The organism is Flavobacterium sp. LPB0248, assembly GCF_013388355.1.
GTDB lineage: Bacteria > Bacteroidota > Bacteroidia > Flavobacteriales > Flavobacteriaceae > Flavobacterium.
The window spans coordinates 377,737-396,166 of record NZ_CP058246.1; the positions used below are offsets into that span (position 1 = coordinate 377,737).

Annotated in this window: 13 protein-coding genes and 1 riboswitch; of the genes, 1 reads left to right on the plus strand and 12 read right to left on the minus strand. The window is 34.6% G+C overall.

Features of this window, described 5'->3' with window-relative positions; translation table 11 throughout:
* The first annotated feature begins 152 nt into the window (after nt 1-152).
* On the plus strand, nt 153-3,164 hold the full coding sequence (locus LPB248_RS01445; protein WP_177209835.1) for an ATP-binding protein: 3,012 nt from the start codon (nt 153-155) through the stop codon (nt 3,162-3,164).
* Here the strand turns inward: LPB248_RS01445 and LPB248_RS01450 are convergent.
* The 12 genes from LPB248_RS01450 to LPB248_RS01505 all read right to left on the minus strand — a co-directional run bounded on the left by LPB248_RS01450 (nt 3,161) and on the right by LPB248_RS01505 (nt 18,422).
* A complete protein-coding gene (locus LPB248_RS01450; RefSeq protein WP_177209836.1) occupies nt 3,161-3,790 on the minus strand; it encodes a response regulator in 630 nt (209 codons plus the stop codon). The genes LPB248_RS01445 and LPB248_RS01450 overlap by 4 nt on opposite strands.
* A 5-nt stretch (nt 3,791-3,795) precedes the next feature.
* Nucleotides 3,796-5,226, minus strand: coding sequence for a glycosyltransferase family 2 protein (locus LPB248_RS01455; RefSeq protein WP_177209837.1), 1,431 nt, complete (start codon nt 5,224-5,226; stop codon nt 3,796-3,798).
* 11 nt (nt 5,227-5,237) lie between these two features.
* Nucleotides 5,238-6,059: a hypothetical protein gene (locus LPB248_RS01460; RefSeq protein ID WP_177209838.1), complete on the minus strand. Its 822-nt coding sequence runs from the start codon at nt 6,057-6,059 to the stop codon at nt 5,238-5,240.
* A gap of 1 nt (nt 6,060) precedes the next feature.
* Nucleotides 6,061-7,275: a YaiO family outer membrane beta-barrel protein gene (locus tag LPB248_RS01465; RefSeq protein ID WP_177209839.1), complete on the minus strand. Its 1,215-nt coding sequence runs from the start codon at nt 7,273-7,275 to the stop codon at nt 6,061-6,063.
* Complete coding sequence (locus LPB248_RS01470; protein WP_177209840.1) at nt 7,275-7,640, minus strand: response regulator transcription factor; 366 nt, start codon at nt 7,638-7,640, stop codon at nt 7,275-7,277. Before LPB248_RS01470 ends, LPB248_RS01465 begins: the two co-directional genes overlap by 1 nt.
* 75 nt (nt 7,641-7,715) lie before the next feature.
* A complete protein-coding gene (locus tag LPB248_RS01475) occupies nt 7,716-9,701 on the minus strand; it encodes a GAF domain-containing hybrid sensor histidine kinase/response regulator (protein WP_177209841.1) in 1,986 nt (661 codons plus the stop codon).
* Nucleotides 9,702-9,819: 118 nt separating this feature from the next.
* Nucleotides 9,820-10,500 carry an NAD(P)H-binding protein gene (locus LPB248_RS01480; RefSeq protein ID WP_255462988.1) on the minus strand — a complete coding sequence of 227 codons (681 nt, stop codon included), beginning with the start codon at nt 10,498-10,500 and terminating at the stop codon, nt 9,820-9,822.
* Between the two features lie 152 nt (nt 10,501-10,652).
* Complete coding sequence (locus LPB248_RS01485) at nt 10,653-12,932, minus strand: DUF5074 domain-containing protein (RefSeq protein WP_177209842.1); 2,280 nt, start codon at nt 12,930-12,932, stop codon at nt 10,653-10,655.
* Nucleotides 12,933-12,958: 26 nt separating this feature from the next.
* On the minus strand, nt 12,959-14,158 hold the full coding sequence (locus LPB248_RS01490; RefSeq protein WP_177212491.1) for a cell surface protein: 1,200 nt from the start codon (nt 14,156-14,158) through the stop codon (nt 12,959-12,961).
* Nucleotides 14,159-14,164: 6 nt separating this feature from the next.
* Entirely contained in the window at nt 14,165-15,310 is a 1,146-nt protein-coding gene (locus tag LPB248_RS01495; RefSeq protein WP_177209843.1) for a DUF5074 domain-containing protein, read from the minus strand.
* Nucleotides 15,307-17,355 carry a TonB-dependent receptor gene (locus LPB248_RS01500; protein ID WP_177209844.1) on the minus strand — a complete coding sequence of 683 codons (2,049 nt, stop codon included), beginning with the start codon at nt 17,353-17,355 and terminating at the stop codon, nt 15,307-15,309. The genes LPB248_RS01495 and LPB248_RS01500 overlap by 4 nt, the downstream gene beginning before the upstream one ends.
* A 108-nt stretch (nt 17,356-17,463) precedes the next feature.
* A riboswitch (cobalamin riboswitch) is annotated at nt 17,464-17,668 on the minus strand.
* A 106-nt stretch (nt 17,669-17,774) separates the two neighbouring features.
* On the minus strand, nt 17,775-18,422 hold the full coding sequence (locus tag LPB248_RS01505) for a porin family protein (protein WP_177209845.1): 648 nt from the start codon (nt 18,420-18,422) through the stop codon (nt 17,775-17,777).
* Between the last annotated feature and the right edge of the window lie 8 nt (nt 18,423-18,430).

Sequence of the window (18,430 nt, forward strand, 5' to 3'; positions counted from 1 at the left end):
TTGCCTTTAACCTTATAAGACAAATATAGTCTTATAGACTATTAGAAAGCTTGTCTTGTCTGTCTCAATAAATCTACAACGTTGTAGATTTAAAACTACAAACCGTGATTTCTGATTTATGTTTGCTAAGTTTGTCTTATAATTTTAGTCAGATGCCAAAAATAGCGGTTCATATTTTACGTTACTGTTGTTTTCTGCTGTTGCTTACTACAACTAAAATGATCTGCCAAGAAAACTACTTGGCGAGATGGTATACTGCGGATAATAATGAACTGCAACAGAATAGTATAAAAGCAATAGTTCAAGGCAAACACAATTTTATATGGATGACTACCGAAAATGGTATTGTTCGTTATGATGGAAATAATTTTCTTGTTTTTAATTCTTCCAATACCTCTTTAGAACATACTCGTTTTACCGATATTTTTGGAAGCATTGAAAAAGACAGTCTCACAAGTTATAATGAAAGCAAAAAAGAACTTGTCTTCATTAAAAATGCCAAAGTCCAGATACTTAAAAAAGATGCTCCAAAATCTAGTTTGGTGCGAAACGGAAGGCATTTCTTCTTTCATGATGGTCTTCCATCCAACTATTCTATTAATCAGCATGAGCCTTATTATATCAGATTATCTAATGGAAATATATTCTTTATAGACAACCAAACCATTGAATTATGCGATTCTAAAATGAAAAGCATTTCTAAAACTCCTTTTAAAAACGATAATATTTTTAATTTTTTCGCAATCAGCAATTCTCTTTTTTACCTAACCGATAACGGCTATTATCATTGTTTTTCTCAAAAAGCTGAATCTTCAGGAAAGCTGAATATAATACCAACTAAGAATCGTAAGTTATTCTGGAACATCACAACAGGTCAGGTTTTTCTATCTGTAAAGAATAAAATTTATCAGTTAAAAAATCAAAATGACCAATTAACTGCTCAATTAATTGTCGAATACAAAGATTTTGAAACAAGCAATATTATCGCAGTTTATTTTGATCCGAAAAATAAAAAACTGTACTTAGGAAGCGGCACAAACGGATTGTGCATTATTTCTTTTCCTACTTTTAAAACCATAAAAAAAAGTAAAGAGAGAACCGAAGTTTACTACGCTGCGCAAACTTTTAGCGATAGTACCGTAATCACTTCTGAAGGATTGATTATAAACGACAAAAAAGTGATTGACAGCATTCCTTTTCCTAAAAGTGTTTTTTTGGATGAACGGCTAAATATTGCTCTCGACGATGAAAAAAATATATGGATCAGCCGAGCCATGAAAGTACTTTGCTATCTAAAAAAATCGGGATACAAAAAATATGTCACCTACCCTTTTGATCAAAATCCGAAAACCATATTTAAAGATAATAGCAATACCATTTGGGTCTCTTTAGGAATAGACGAGTTTCATAAACCTAAATTGTATGCTATAAAAAACGGAATTGTAAAGCTTGAAGCCGTTTTTAAAAACAACATCAACTATATCGTTCAGCAAAACAATATTTTGTATTTGGCTGGAGATAACGGACTGTTTTTGTATGATTTAAAAACTAAAAAACTACATTTTGCAAAAAACACTAAAAACATAAACATTCGAAGCGTTTTTATAGACAGCAAGCAAAAAGTATGGCTTACAACATATGAAAAAGGCTTCTTTCTTTATGAAAACCAGAAACTGTATTCTTTTCCAACAGACGAAGAGCATTATCTTAATTCTGCTCATTGTATTATTGAAGACAAAAACGAATTTTTCTGGATATCAACCAACAAAGGACTTTTTCAGGTTTCTAGAAAAGCGTTGCTACACCATTACAAAAATAAAAATACGGTTATATATTACCATCAATACAATAAAGCAGACGGTTTTCTGATTAATGAATTTAACGGCGGCTGCCAACCTTGCGGGAATTTTCTAAAAAACAATGATATTGTTTTTCCATCTATGAATGGAATTGTTTTTTTTAATCCGTATAAAGTATCTCCTTTACTTCCTGGCAAAGACCTTTTTATTGACAGAGTTGTTCTCGACCAGAAAATAATTACTCCGAAAGATACTATTGTCTTAAAAAACAATTTTCAACGCGTAAGTTTTTTGGTTTCGTATCCTTATTACGGAAATCCAAAAAATGTAGCCATCGAAGCAAAAATGGACAGAATTGGAAGTGATCGCTGGGAACGATTGAAAGCCGATAAATCAATTTCTTTTACGACATTGCCACCTGGAACTTATACGCTTACCTTTAGGAGTTTATCTGGTTTTGATGCCAATTATGCTTATAAAACTGTCATTCTTGTTGTACCTGCAAAATTTTATCAGACCATTTGGTTTGCTGTTCTTTGCTGTTTTCTTGCCGCCGGTTTTGTAATTTCACTTTGGCATATACGATTGTATTACCAAAGAATGAAAAGAAGACAGCTGGAAGAAGTAATTGCTAAAAAAACAAAAAAATTAGCTTCTACCGTTAAAAAACTAGAAAAAGCAGAAAACAACTTAAAACAAAAAATTAAACAGCACGAAATGTTGGTTAAAAGCATGAGCCATGATATCAAAAGCCCGCTGAAATTCTTGTCTTCTTCTATTAAACATCTTTCTGAAAACAATACCATTCAAGAAGATCAGAAACTTAAACAGCAATTGGGAACTTTGCAGACTTCTACCTCTCAATTATACGAATATGTAGAAAATCTTATCAAATATTCTTCTATTTTTATTGAAGGAAAAAAACTGGAAAATGAAAGTTATTCTTTGTATGAATTGATTGAGGAACGAATTCAGATTTTTGAAAAAATTGCCGAAGCAGAAAACATTTCCATTTTTAATAATGTAGAAAAAGATTTTCACGTACGAACAAACAAAACAGCACTTTCGATTATCATTCATAATTTAATTGATAACGCCATAAAAAATACCAAAAATGGAAAAATTGAGCTTTTATGTACAACCAAAAAGGCTCTTCTAATCTTAAAAATTATAGATAATGGTAAAGGAATGAGCAAAGAGCTTATTGATTATTATCACAATTTTTATAAAAATCCGATTTCAAAAAATTATCATCTCGGACTTCATATGATTATTGAGCTTCTTATTCTTATCGAGGGAAACATCAATATTATTAGTGATATTGATAAAGGAACTACGATCGAGATTATGGTCGAATACAACTAACTTTTGAAAGTATTATATAACTTAATGAGTTCTACTAGATTATTGACTTTTAGTTTTTCAAAAACTCTTGCTTTGTAGGTACTCACAGTAGACATATGAATGTTGAGTTTATTTGAAATTTCTAAATTGCCATTTCCCTCCACTAAAAGGGCTGTAATTTGAAGCTCTCTTTTAGACAACCCTTCTAACGGATTTAAAGTTTTTTTGCTTGTTTTAATATTGACTAATTTGCTAACCAGTTCTGAAGAAATATAAGTCCCAGACTCAAAAATGGAAGTAATAGCAAACATGATTTTTTCTTCACTGCATAGTTTATCTACATAACCGTTGGCACCAGAAGAAAGGTATTTTAAAGCATATTGTTCTTCTTCATGAGCCGAGAAAACCAATATTTTGACATCGGGCTGAATCGCTCTAATGTCGGTTATCATATCGGTATTTTTTCCTCCCGGAATATTAATATCTAAGATAACTAAATCAAAAGGCAGATTTTTTAAAAGTGTAATCGCTTCAAAGAAATTTTCAGCATTAGAAATGGCAACATCTTCAAATTGCCTTTCCAAAATCATAGCAACTCCGTTTCGCACCACCAAATGATCATCTACTATTAAAATCTTCTTTGTCATTTTCATTATTTCTTGGTAAATCCTTTTCTGGTCATTTCGCCCCAGCCTTTGGTTCCCATAATTTTTTCCTTATAACCAATTAACGCTGCATAAACCGTAAGCGGATGAAAGTAAAACGGTTCTATAAAAGCCGCCATTAGCAACTTAAAAAAATCGGTTTGTTTGGGATATTTATGATAGGTTTTTTCTTCGCTGTACAAAGCAATCACCGAAAAGAACACTGCAAAGGTATATACAAAAAGCAGCAGTAAAAAGAAAAAATACCAGTTTAGCAAACCTAATATTATAAACACTGCAGTGATAACCAAACCAATAAACTCTATTGCAGGAGCCAGAAATTCAAACAAAGTCCAATATGGAACGCTTAACATTCCTAATAATTTGTATTTTGGATTTAAGAACATTCCACGATGAATGCTCAATGTTTCTATCGTTCCTCGCATCCAACGAGAACGCTGTTTTTTAAATATATTGAAATCTTCAGGCGCTTCGGTCCAACACAACGGATCTGGAATATAACTTACCGAATAAGGCAGTTTATTATCCAACATAAAGCGGCGCATTCTTACAATGAGCTCCATATCTTCTCCGACCGTTTTGGTACTGTAACCACCAGAAAGTATAGCAATTTCTTTATCAAAAGCTCCAAAGGCACCGCTTATCAGCAATAATCCATCTAGTTTCCCCCAAGCCATTCTTCCTAATAGAAAAGCTCTAAGATATTCTAAAACCTGAATTCTCGATAGCATTACATCTGGAACATTTACTTCGACCAAACGTCCGTTTTTAATGATACATTGGTTGGCAATTCGAACTACTCCTCCAGTTGCAATAATACGTTTTCCGTACGATTCTAAAAATGGTTTTGCGAGTTTTAAAAGCGAATCTTTATCGAGAATACAATCGACATCAATACAAACAACATACGGATTTTGCGCAATATTTAGTCCGACGTTTAAGGCATCGGCTTTACCTCCATTTTCTTTATCAACGACAATCAGTTTTTTGAAAGCCGCATTTCTTGAAGTATAAATTCCTCTGATTTTTTTGGTTTCAATTTTCGGATGAAATTCCAAATCAGTCAAAACAAGATCGTAGGTTTTAGTCAAGATTTCCATTGAATTGTCTTTACTTCCATCATTAACCACAATAACCTGATAATTATTGTAATTCAGCGAAAGCAGCGATTTTACATTCTCTTCAATCGTAAGACCTTCATTGTAAGCCGGAGCAATTAGCGAAAGATGAGGAGCAAATTCACTAGTCAACAAAACATCATAATCGACAAAACTGTTTCTTTTAAGATACTTTCTCAGCTCTTTTGTAGAAAGATAAGCCAAGATTAGGTACGAAGACATGATAAGTATGGCGTAACCGAGAATAAAGAGTATATATGCCTCTAAAAACCACGTTATTTCTGTATTAAAAAAAGTCATTTCTTGTTCAATTATACCGTTAATGTCTGCAAAAGACTCTGGGCTTTGTATTTAATTACAGTGTTTGAAGTATGTTCTGCCAAATGAGCCACATAAGGAAGCTTCTGTGTTAGCTTAAGTTCTTTTATAAGTTTTAAACCAAGTGCAATTACTGTTGTGTTTTGCGATTCTAATAAATGCTCAACTCCTTCCGTATCGCCAATATCATGTTTTTTGAAAGCTCCAATAATATTCAGCTGCATCCAATCGTCTATAGGGTCTGAATGCTTTACTAAATATTTTATGCTCCGTCCTCCTTCAAGTTTGATAGCGGCACTTAGAGCAACAATCTTTAGTGTTTTTTTTCTGGCTTTAGAACAGGATACAATTGGAACAAATGCTTCTTTAATATTAAATTCTGCCAATTCGGTAATCCCTTTACATTTTACTTCCCATTTTAGGCTTTTAAGTTTTCGAAAAGAAACTTTTATCAAGTGGGAATCTTTATAAAACTGCTCTAGTTTTTGAGCATAAACACCTTCGTAGTTTTTATGCAGATTGATAAGAGATTCTGTCAAAACTTCTCGAAAAAAAGGTGTATCAAAAAGCATTTGAAAATTCTCGTCTCCTTTAATTTTTGAAAAAGGAACATCTTCAAAAATAACGGCCGACAATATTTTATCTATTATAACACTGTATTCTTTACTAAGTCTTTCCTTTTTAATTTTACTGTTTCTGCTGGCCACAATAACGAGATATAGAACAAGTGAAGCCGCAACGAACAGATAAATAGAAAAGGTAAGAAAAGGCACTTCCCATTGGCCGTTTTTATATAGATTCCAGATTTCTGTCATATTAAAAACGTTTCGTTACAATTAACTGGACATTAAACTTGTTTCTATATTCTCCTGGAATATATTCTTCGTATTCGTAAAGGAAAATCGGACGCACAAAAAACGAATCGCCAAAACGATGCTGATACTGAATTCCAACACGATATGCTTTTAGCGGTTGCGTAAAATTATTGTATAAATAGAGATAAGGAACATTTCCGTATTGCAATTCCAATCTTATTAAGCGCTCTTTTTCTTCATTTACTCGCTGAACACTCAAAACATGAGAAAACAATTCGTTCGAAATATCGTAATAAGGTCTATAAGCAAAACTGTAAATTCCGGCGTGATAGGCAACTTGTCCTGTTAGCAGCGTAATATCGTCTGTATCAAAATGCATGAATCGTCCTCCAAGCGAAAAATCAAACTTTTTCTGTGGCTTAAAATAATATTCTAAACCTGCTTTGGCTACAGGAAATATTGTTTCTCCTGTTGATACGCCAGCATTTGCATACAAATAGCTTTTGTTTGAAAAGGTCTGATAGAAATCGGTTTCAAACAACATTTGAGTTTCATTGCCAATATTTCCAATATTTGCTCTTCCTACGATTGCCGATTTGCTGAATTTATGCGAATACTCTACATATCCATAATGAAATGGCTGCTGTCCAGAATCTGAAGTTGAGATATTTAAATAGGAAGCCGAAACTGTATTTTTGACTTTACGTCCAATAAGTGTGCGTATTCCGCTAAAAGCTTGAGTACTATTATCAATATAAGATGCTTTTTCGATTAAATCTAAAGCTTCCTGATCGCGATTTAGTTTCTCCAGACAAGTGGCTTTAATCTTTAAAACATCAATAGATTTTGGATCAATAGCCAGATATTTATCACAGTAAGAAATGCATTTTTCGTAATCTTCGGTCCAGAAATAAACATTTAGAAGTGCTTGCAAAGCTTCAGGATTTGGATTGTTTCTGTCTGCCATTGGAGACAAAATCTTTATGGCAGTTTTATATTCTTTTTTCCAACTATAGATACGTCCTGCGTATGTCTGTATATCTTCATTTTCAGGATATTTGGCACGCAGAGGCTCAATAATCGATAAGGCTTTATCAAAATTTTCTTTTTCGACCTCGCGCTTCACATTAGCTAAAGCTTCGTCTATATTGATTTCTTGCGCAATTGCAACAGAAGAAATAAAAAGCAGGAAAATAGAATAATAAATAAACTTCATCAGATTCGGGTTTTTAGTAATTTATTAATTCTCACTAAAAGTACTGCCGGACTTACTGGTTTAGCAATAAATTCATTTGCTCCGATATCAAAAGAATCGAGCTCAGTTTGCTCAACGCCCGAAGAAGTCAATATAATTACAGGAATATCAGATTTAAGGTTTTCTCGTACGTGCTGCGTAATTTCCATTCCGCTAACACCCGGCATGTTTATATCAGTCAATATTAAATCATAGTTTTCTTTTTCGATCGCTTCAAGCGCCTCTTTTCCGTCAGAAAACTGGTCAACACTAAATCCTTTAGACTCTAAGAAAAAAGATAACGATTTGCGTAGGATATCATTATCTTCGGCTACAATAATTCTCATTTTTTATTTTTTTATCTGGGGGATATTCAAAATTTAAACATCTTTATTATAAAGCTACTGCATATTTCTTTTATATCATAGCTCTTTCAAAATTTTAACGACTTCTTCAATTCCGCAATGAAAAATATTCACTTTATCTAATGTTTCGGCAGTAAATTCGCCAGATGACGCTTCTTCTTCGATAATCGACAAACAATTACTTAAATCTTGCAGCATAAAAATATCCATGCTTGATTTCATATTATGCGCCAATTTTTTTACGCTGTCGTAATCGGTATTTTTAAAGGCTTCTTCTAACTGTGCCGACTGACTTGGAATCTTTTCAATAAAAAGACCTATCATATCTTGCCTAAATTCGGGATCGCCTCCAGACATATCATCCAAAAAAGACAAATCAATAATTCTTTTATGATGTGCATCACTGTCTGGTGTCATTACCGTTTTTATGGCTTTTAAAAGTATCGACTGTTTAAAAGGCTTTGGTACATAAGCATTCATTCCCACTTTGTAGCATCGCTCCTGCTCTCCTACTAGAGAATGTGCTGTCATGGCAATAATTGGTATGCTGGAATTCATTTCATTCCTGATATATTCTGTGGTTTGGTAGCCATCTTTTACAGGCATCTGCAAATCCATTAAAACCAAATCATAGTTATTTTGAGACAAAAGTTCAATGCCTTCTTCACCGTTTTGTGCAATATCCAAATCGAAGCCAAAATTATTAATTACGCTTTTTGCAAGCTTTTGGTTTAAAACATTGTCTTCGCAAAGCAATATTTTAAGATTTCCTAAATCATTTTTAGAAACCGTTTTTACCGTTGTTTCTTCAAAGTTTGATTTTTTGTACGAAAGGGTAAAGAAAAACTCTGAACCACGATTTAGAGTACTTTTTACGTGAACTTCTCCTTTCTGAAGCTCTACTAACTGTTTTACAATATTCAGTCCAAGTCCGGTACCGCCAAATGTTCTTGTAGTACTTTCTTCGCCTTGTGTAAAACGTTCAAAAATAGTTTCGAGTTTATCTTTTGGGATTCCGATTCCGGTATCTTTTATAGAAAACTTAAACGAGTAACTGTCTTCCGTTTCCTCTATTTTCTTTACCGAGACGGTTACTTCTCCTTCATTTGTAAACTTAAGCGCATTACCGATAAGGTTTACCAAGATCTGATTTAATCTTCCTTGATCGCCAACAACCAAATCTGGCAATTCGGCATCAAGAAAAAGATTAAACTCAACGTCTTTCTGTGCTTTTACTTTGAGTAAACTATAAACATGTTTAAGTGTTTTCTTTAGATTAAATGGCTCAGATTCTATAGGTAAATTTCCTGATTCAATTTTTGAAAGATCTAGAATATCATTTACAATCAGAAGCAGATTTTCGCCTGCAATTTGTACACTTGCAATATAATCTCGCTGTGTATCATCTAGTTCGGTCTGCGCAAGTAAATCTGTAAATCCGATAATGGCGTTTAATGGCGTTCTAATTTCGTGGCTCATATTAGCCAAAAAACTATCTCTCGCCAAAACGGCACGTTCGGCAATTTTTCTCTGTGTATATAACTGATTGTTTTTTGTGCTTAATTCCAGCTGTGCAATAACATGTTTTGCAATAATAGAAAGTGCATTACGCTGATTCTCATTCAGTTCTTTTGCTACATGATCAATAGCGCACAATGTTCCAATATTATAACCGTCTGGCGTTGTAAGTGGTACACCAGCGTAGAATCTCACATTGAAACCTCCCGTAACATTTGGATCGTCTTTGAATCTATCGTTGACATGTGTATCATTAATTTCTACAATTTCTGTATCTAAAATAGTGTAATTGCAGAAAGTGATTTCACGGGGCACTTCCGAAACTCCAATTCCAATCTCCGATTTAAACCATTGCCTGTCTTCATCGATAAAAGAAATATGGGCTATTGGTACGCCGCAGATATAAGAAACAAGCTTTGTAGCATCGTCAAAAGCATTGTCTGGAAGCGTATCTAGTATGTTATAACGTTTAAGGGCTGCTAAACGCTGTAGTTCGTTTTCTGGAATGGGGTAATCTTTATTCATTTCTTTGGCGTGGTAAAGGTATAAAGGTAAGGCAAATTCGTCTAAAACCCTTAATTAGCAAGAATTCTTATTTAAAAAGATACCGAATTCATTCTCGATGCTATAAAAAGATTACAAGTTAAAGCTGCAGAATTCGATCCAATTCTAATATTGTTGTTCCTGTTGAAAGTACCTTAGGCGCTTTTACTAGTTTTTTGGCTAAAAATGCGGTTGTAATTGGTTTCAGATTTTTGAAAAGCCCAATTGCATTAAAGAATTTTATGACTTTGACTGAAATTTTTTCGCCTAAACGATCTGTATTTTCTCGAATTAAAGGCCCAGGTCTGAAAATAATATATTGCGGAAAATGAAGCTCTTGAAGATGGTCTTCTAATTTTCCTTTCATCATAGAATAATATACGTTGCTTTTTGCTGATGCTCCATAAGAAGAAACTAAAACCAAAGAATTAACTCCATTTTGTTTTGTAGCAGCTGCGAATTCAGCAGGAATATCGTAGTCGATTTTCCATTGTTTTTCTTTGGACCCCGCATCTTTCAAAGTAGTTCCTAAACAAGAGAAAAGCACATCTCCAGTAATGGCGCTTTGAAATGAATTTATATTCGAAAAATCAACTATATGCTCGGTCAATTTTGGATGTGATTTTCCTGTTGAACGTCTCACAAAAATTGAAACTGCCGTATAATTATTATCTTTTAAAAGAAGATCAACCAGCTCTTTTCCTGTTGCGCCTGTGGCTCCAATTACCAATGCTTTCATAATGTTCGGAATTTTGTATTGTAAATATAATGATCTTTTCATTGAAAAAAACGTCTACCAATATGTCGCTCCTCTGGAGCTTTTTCTCTCGTTATTTTATTTGCTATAAATATTTTGCTTCTCCGAAGCATTTTGTTCCCCAAAAAAAAGGCTGTCTCCAAAGTGACAGCCTTAAGTTATTTAATTTTAGAATTTTATCTTTTAATAAATTTCTGTGTATACTTCGCTTTATCGGTTGCAATATTGATGATGTAAAATCCTTTGGCAAAATTACTTACGTCAATTTGATTGTTATTTAATCTGGTATTGATCGTTCTTCCATTAACATCATAAATCACAACATCTGTAATTTCATCTTCAGTACTGATATTTAGATAATCTGAAACTGGATTTGGATAAATTGATAATTGCACTTTCGTGAATTCATCTCTGCCTAAAACCGCTGTATCAACCAAAATCGATTTTTCGACTATTTTACCATTTGAGTTAAAACTGATTACAATTGTCGCAGTTCCTCCTATTTTTGGTGTTAAAATCAGTTCTTCGTTTGTATTAATTTCTGCTGAAACAATAGTTTCATTACTGTTTGATTTTATCGTTTTTACAATCGCTGCAGATAAATTGTCTTCATCTGAAACTACTGTTTTTAAATCAATGATTGTTGGACTTCCTGTTGAAAGTTGCGATGGCAGAATTGCATTTACAACTGGTGCTGCATTATCTGGAAATACCGTCATGGCAGGAAACCAGTAATAATCGTTTAACGTTTTTGTATCGATCAATTTTCCTGTATTGTCAAAAGTATGAATCCAGTTTTTTTGGTAATGTGCTCCAAAACCGCTTTCTGTTGTGTTTACAATAATCTGATCTGAAACAGGATCGATTCTCAACGCTGCTCCATAAGGAATTTGTTTAAAGCTTCCCGTTTGTCCCGGAAGTGTAGCAAAACTTTCATTGAATTTTTTGGTTGCCACATCAAACTTTATAATTTGAACGCCCGAAGTAAATGCGTTAACAGAATTCATCCAATACAAAGCATTTTCTTTATTGCTATACGTAAAACTACCAGCATTCCATGCTCCCCAAGAGCCTAAATATTGAGTGGTTGGTATGGCATATTCAATAGTTGCAAAAGTCAACGGATCAATATTAATTATTTTCTTATTCTGGATTCCCCAGATGCTACCGTCTTTAGATTGTGTAACAGAATGAAACGCGCCTGTAATCGTTTTTACGACACTATTTGTTTTAGGATCAATGACCAAAATTCCACCATTTTGTTTTACTGCAAATACATATTGAGAAGTACGAATCATGTTTCCAATCTGCCCCGCATACTGACTTCCTCCTCCTGTTCCTGCAATGAGAGTTCCCACTTTCATATTGGCAATATCAAAAGTAAAAACTCCATTTGAAGCGCCTATATATCCCGTTTTTTCATCAACTCCAACAAAAGAACGACCGTCTCCTCCTCCAATATTATCAAACTCTGCAAGGGTTTTCATCGTTAAAGCATCGGCAACAACTAGTCTTCCGCCAGGAGTATATTGTGTATCACCTCCATCTTTAGCCTGTTTAGAAACAAAATAAAATTTATCTCCATAAATAGTTCCGTATTGCGTTGTAGCACCAAAAGCTTTATTTTCATTTACATCACTATACACTCTATAATTAATTTTCCCGTCATTGGTGACAAAATTTACAGATCCATTGGTGTGGCCAAACCATTCTTCGTTTACCATGAAATACCCTTTTGTAAAATCTACGGCATTCGAATACGGTGTGACAGGAGTAAATGCTGCAATTGGTTCTTCTGCAAACGAAACATTAAAATTCCAGACGTCCCAAGAACCATCTTGTAAAACTCGGCTCGATGCGCCTAAACCAGAATAATCAAAACCGTTATTCACATCATCTCTTACCCAATAAGACCAGTATCCTTTAGCCGTCCAGCCAGACTGCCAGTGATCTGATGCATCAATTGGTGTATATTCGTCAAAATCATAAACGGTTGTATTTACAATACCACTTACAGGATAATAAGGATAGGTTAGGTTTCCGCTTTTGTACAATCCGATTGTGTTGGTTCCATCCAAATCGAAACCGAATCCTCCAATTGCAGTTCCAAATTGTGTTCCCTGCAATAAAAGAGTATAAAAACGAGGGTCAGCTTTGGCAATGGCTTTCATCATATCTTCGCCAGTTGCATTTCCATCCCATTTAAATCCCCAGATTAGTGCGTCTGCATTTTTTCCGTCATTCCATTGCACGGCAAATGCTGCTTTATTGGCACCGCTACCAACCCAAAACTGAATATCATCAAAAGTGGTTGCATTGGCACTTTTTGCTGTTAGTTGCTGTTGCGTCGCTGTTTTTAATTTGATGTCATTTCTAGGAACGCCTTGCACTTTTATTTGTGCGTGGGTTAGAAATGCAAAAAATAGCATTATTACTATAAAGTAGTTTTTCTTCATAATTGTATTGATTTTAAAGTGTTGTATTAGTTAAGATGTAAATCGTAAGCGCCTGAAACTTCTGTAGAAACTTCGCCAAGCCAGCCTGCTTCCTGATTGATTGCAGTGTATATTTTTACGAAATCTATTCCAGGAAGTTTTACGTATTTTCCGTTTTTATCGACTGCCCAAGAAATATCAATATTCGAAGCTTCATCATTATTTGGTGCATTATCGGCATAACCAAATTCAAAAGATTTGCCTACCCAATATGAACCTTCGCCACTTTGATCGTAGAAATTATCGGCTATTCGCGTTCCTTTTAAAGTATAAGACGTATCGACAATCCAGAGCGGGTAATAACTTTGGTCATGAAACACATTTTGTGATTTATAAGCTGAATTTCCAGCATTGTCCTGCCATTTGATATATTCGGTGTTAACCTGCCAAAACTCGTTTCCTGCAGCTGGCAATTTGTTTGGATCTGGTTTGAAATAAGTAATCGAGTAATTTTTTGTAGTCGTATTTTTAAAGTATTCGCTTCCAGCAATTTCATACCATTCGTCTTCGTCTGGTTTTCCATTTTTATTCTTGTCGTAAGCCACCATAATAATTCCGGGTTCACAAGATCCTGCACGCGCTTCGTTGGCTTCATTTCCCCAAAAAGCATTTCCTAAAACTTTAAAATCTCGTCCGTTCATGTTCGGAATGGTGTGATCGAAACCAAAAACCACATAACCGCCAAAACCACCTAGCGAAATCATTGTGGTGTTGGAACCCACAATTGCTTTTTTCGCTGCAGAAATTATGCTGGCTTCTGTATTTCCTGATGTATATAGTGGAATTTCGTTTGTGAATTGTCCAACTGCGGGACGAAAATCAAATACATTAGAAATATATTTACTGTATGTTCCTGTTTCTTTTATCACATTTATGGATGCGTTATAAATCTTGGTTTCTCCATTTACTTCAACTTTTAAAGTCAATGGATAACTTTTTTGAAACGGACTTATAAAATCCAAATCGGCATTTTCTGAGATAATCGAATCTTTAATGCTCCAAGTCAGTTTTGCCGTACTTGGAAGATCTGTTGCAATATTCAGAACTTTAAAACGATCAATTGTGTAGTTTTCCTTCAGCACTTCTGCTGGAAGCAGATTTTCTTCATTGTCATTATCCTTATCGCAAGAAACAAATCCTACGAAAAGAATTAAAAACAGAGCGATTTTAAAAAAAGCTTTATTCATCATTTTTTAATTTTTAGTTATAAAAGCAATATGAGCGGGAATATTTCCTGCGGTTGTTTTCCATTTTAGTTTTCCATCTGGCGTAAAACAGTAGATATAGCCTGTTACAACGTAGTTTTGCGCATCGGTAATGTAGATTTCTTTGGTTTCAGGATTAACCTGAAGTCCATACGGAATCATGATTTTTTTGTCGGTTCCATCAGTGATAATCTGATTGGTAATTACTTTTTTGGTTTTAGTATCCAAAATCCCATAACTCACTTTATTACTGCCTGATAAGTAACTCCAAGAAACGCTGTAGTAATACAACAAATCGTCAACGAGACAGGTTCCAGAAACAGGAATATCGAGCTGCATTTTCTTTTCGTCTGTCTGTGTATCAATCACAAAAAGATTAGATGGCGTGTTGTAGTAATCGCCTCGCGAACTGACGTAAATATCACCGCGGCTGTCAATCTGCATGCTGTACAAATTAATGCCCACATCTATTTTTTTGATTTCTGTGAAAGTCGCCAGATCAATAACCGAAACAGTTCTATCGTAATTTGGAACTCTGTAACCGCCAGAATTTGCGACATACAATTTTCCGTTATGAACAACCATTTGTTCAGGCTGATAACCAACGGTTACTTTTCTCTTTAATTCTAATGAAGTGGTATCAATTTCGGCCACAAAACCGATTTCTGCATTCGGATTAATGGCAACTGGTCCCGAATAAGAACTCACATAGGCTTTGTCTTTATAAAAAGCCATATAACGACAATTCGGAATGTCTATTTTTTTGATGCGTTTTGCCGTCCACTTTTCTAAAACCTCCACTTTGTTGGAGCAATTTATAACTGCATAAACCTTATTCCCGTAGATTTTAATATCGTTTCCAACATCTCCCAATTCTTTTACGACACTAGGGTTTCGTTCTGAATATACATCTGTGGTATAATTTCCTGTTCGGTAATTAAAAACATCCAGACTCGCACGATTCATTCCCATATTTCCTTCGTTTAAAAGATAGAAACCTTCAATATTTCCGTCACTTCTGGGTGCGGCAACGGCAGTATCGGAAGAAAGAAATACAGTTTCATCTTCACGGCAGGAAATCATCAAAACCGTTACGGCTAAAACAAATAGTATTTTTAAAAAGCTCTTTTTCATAACTCAAAACTGATTATAAATTTGAATGTTCGCCCTGGCATCGGGTAATTGTAAATCACTTCATATTGCTGATTAAAAGCGTTGTTGATTTCAATCGTTCCGTTTAATTTGTAATTTTTAAATGCGAAAGATTTCTGAACCGCCAAATCGTGTGTGTACCACGGCTGTACTTCGTTTACTTTAATATTATTGACATTTCCGTTGTAACGCTTTCCGACATAAATGAAGCTGTAATTGAAGTTCCAAGATTCATAATTGGCATTCAAAATCCCAGATCCGCTATGCCAAGGCGTGTACGGAATCTGATCTCCGTAAGAAGACATTTCTAAACCGACAATTTTTGTAAAATCCTGACTTTGAGAATACGTATAGGTTAAGTTGGCATCTAATTTTAACTTATTAAAATGAGTTCCCATATTGAGAACCGTTTCGATTCCTTTTCCTTTTACTTGTCCGATATTAGTCATCATCCAACGAAATAAATTTCCAGTCGGAGCCGCAACAATTTTGTCTTTTGTATTGGTATAATAAGCATCTGCCTGAAAAGAAAATTTGTCGAAAAAACTTTCCCTTACCGGGAAATTATACGTAAAACCAACATCGTACTGATTCATATATTCTGGCCTCAAAGTGCTCGAACCAATCATGGTATAATACAAATCGTTGAAAGTTGGCATTCTGAAAATACGTTTGGCAAATGCTCTTAAATTGAAATCATATTTTTTAAAAGGCGTGTAGCCTAGAAATATAGCGGGCGTAAATTCAGTTTTATTGGGAGCTTTGGCATTGTATTCTACTTCCTCAATGACACGGGTTCCTAATACATTTCCTAAAACTTTAAAACCTTCATATCGATACGAAGTTGCTAGAGAAACAAGCGCTGTATAACGTTGTGGAAAAGAGAATTGTGTTTGGATTCCTCTTCTTGTCGCATTTAGTTTATTGTATTGAAAATCGGTCGACAGCGAAACATCCCAAGTGGGTAAAATGCTGTACATATTGACTGCAGAGAAATAAGCTTCCTGTTGAAAATAACTGTCATCAGATTGTGCTCCTTCGGTTACGGTTTCGCCTAAAACATTAGTCGTATCTCGTGCAATATAATGGGTATAATCGTAAGCGAATTTTCCTTTTATCTGGAATTTATATTTTTCTGAAACATCTTTAGTTAAAGAAGACTGTCCGAAAAAGTTCTTATCAAATTGTCTGAAACCGTCTTTAAACTTGTTTTCTACAATTGCTCCCGGTGCACCACGTTCAGAATCATAATAATATACTTTAGCATCCCACGTTCCCTTGTTTATTTTTCCATACAAACCAGATTCAAATCGGAATGCTTCTATATCGCTGTTCCATCGAGTAGCTGTGGTATCGTAGGCAATGCTTCCGTCTTGGTTTTTTCTTTTGTATCTAAATTTATACTGTCCGTTTGATTTGATGTATTCAGAACTTACGCTTAAACTTACTTTATCGCTCAGCTTTTGTTCCCATCTAAAAGAAGGATCATGATAATTAATGGACATTGTTTTGTAACGAACCAGTAGATTCGTTTTTTTATTGCCAATAAAAACAGGACGTTTGGTTCGCAAATAAATGGTAGAAGCAGCTGCAAAGTCTTTTGCTGACTGGAAAATTTCGCTTTTCTGGCCATTGTACATCGTAAGCGATTCCATATCGTCAAGCGAATACTTTCCTAGATCGGTTACGCCGTTTTGTGCATTTCCCAGCTGAATTCCGTCATAAAAAACACCAACATGATGCGTTCCCATATTACGAACATCAACTGTTTTGAGTCCACCAACACCTCCATAATCTTTGATTTGTGTTCCCGCAAAATAACGAAGCGCATCGGCAACATTATGACTGGAAAGATTTTCGAGCAGAACACCCGAAAGGCTTTGAACAGGAATAACTTCCTGATAAGGCTTTCCTTTTAGAATAACTTCTTTCAAAACCCGCGAACTATCGGTCACTGCTTGGGAATGAAGCAAAAAAGGAATCAATAAAACAAAAGTTGCAAGAAGCGTTTTTCTAAAATTATACATCACGATTTAATTAAATAAACTTTGCGTGATGCCGTAATTATATAACAGTAGTAATCCCGCTATGCAATAGCAGGTTATTTCTTGTCATCAACTTCATACCACGAAAGTTTTAAACTATGTGATCGTGGCAGGTCTCCTGACTTATTCTATCTTTAAACGGCCTTCTCATCCCTCAAAACGGAACAATGGCATTGGTAATGTTTAAAGACTTTGTGTAGAACTTACAGTAGCGGGTCTGTTCAGGATTTGCACCTGATTCCCTTTTAACTGCTTTTTCGGTTTGAAAAAGCAGACCAAAATCTGAGGGTAAAGATATAACTCAGGTATGGTGTCTGCAAGTTAGAATTTGATTTTTTACAAAAAACAAAAAACCACTCTTAAAAAAGAGTGGTTTTTAACAGTGATGAAGGTTACTAACTCTAATTAAAAAAATAACCGATTGTTATTTGAAAAACTTTATTCTTCATATCGCTGTTTATAATATAATTGGTGTTTGCTGTTACGTCTTTAAACACATTGGTATAAGACAAATTATATCTTGCATCTGCATAAAATTTATCCTTAAACTGGTAACCCAATCCGAAATTTACAGAAGCATCTACTCCATTTGAATAGTCTGACAAATTCATTTTTTCGCTATTCTCATAACCCAAAAAGTTGTCCTGATATTTGTTGTTTGCTTTAAGTAAAATTCCAACTTGTGGTCCTGCTTGCAAGCTCAAACCTTTTACAACATAATACTTCAACATTACGGGAATGTTTAAATAGTTTAAGGCAATAGTACTTTTGTAATGCGAATTCTGAACGTCTGGATCTGAATAAGATAATTTCATTCCCTGCTGGCTGTACAATAATTCTGGCTGTACTGCGAAGTTTTTTGCCAACGGAATCTCTGCCATTAAACCGGCAGTAAATCCTGTTTTTGCAGATGAGTTCAATTCATTTTCATCAAATGTAAGGCTCGCAACATTTAATCCTGCTTTTACGCCCAGTTTAACCTTTTCGGTTTGAGCCATTGCACCTGCACACATCATTAGTGCACAAATTATCAGCTTTGATTTTTTCATCGTATGTA

Bases quoted from the DNA above. Each gene is read 5' to 3' on its own strand.
- LPB248_RS01495 (WP_177209843.1), bottom strand. From the start codon at position 15,310: ATGAAAAAGAGCTTTTTAAAAATACTATTTGTTTTAGCCGTAACGGTT.
- LPB248_RS01490 (WP_177212491.1), bottom strand. From the start codon at position 14,158: ATGAATAAAGCTTTTTTTAAAATCGCTCTGTTTTTAATTCTTTTCGTA.
- LPB248_RS01475 (WP_177209841.1), bottom strand. From the start codon at position 9,701: ATGAATAAAGATTACCCCATTCCAGAAAACGAACTACAGCGTTTAGCA.
- LPB248_RS01445 (WP_177209835.1), top strand. From the start codon at position 153: ATGCCAAAAATAGCGGTTCATATTTTACGTTACTGTTGTTTTCTGCTG.
- LPB248_RS01470 (WP_177209840.1), bottom strand. From the start codon at position 7,640: ATGAGAATTATTGTAGCCGAAGATAATGATATCCTACGCAAATCGTTA.
- LPB248_RS01505 (WP_177209845.1), bottom strand. From the start codon at position 18,422: ATGAAAAAATCAAAGCTGATAATTTGTGCACTAATGATGTGTGCAGGT.
- LPB248_RS01465 (WP_177209839.1), bottom strand. From the start codon at position 7,275: ATGAAGTTTATTTATTATTCTATTTTCCTGCTTTTTATTTCTTCTGTT.
- LPB248_RS01450 (WP_177209836.1), bottom strand. From the start codon at position 3,790: ATGACAAAGAAGATTTTAATAGTAGATGATCATTTGGTGGTGCGAAAC.
- LPB248_RS01460 (WP_177209838.1), bottom strand. From the start codon at position 6,059: ATGACAGAAATCTGGAATCTATATAAAAACGGCCAATGGGAAGTGCCT.
- LPB248_RS01485 (WP_177209842.1), bottom strand. From the start codon at position 12,932: ATGAAGAAAAACTACTTTATAGTAATAATGCTATTTTTTGCATTTCTA.
- LPB248_RS01455 (WP_177209837.1), bottom strand. From the start codon at position 5,226: ATGACTTTTTTTAATACAGAAATAACGTGGTTTTTAGAGGCATATATA.
- LPB248_RS01480 (WP_255462988.1), bottom strand. From the start codon at position 10,500: ATGAAAAGATCATTATATTTACAATACAAAATTCCGAACATTATGAAA.
- LPB248_RS01500 (WP_177209844.1), bottom strand. From the start codon at position 17,355: ATGTATAATTTTAGAAAAACGCTTCTTGCAACTTTTGTTTTATTGATT.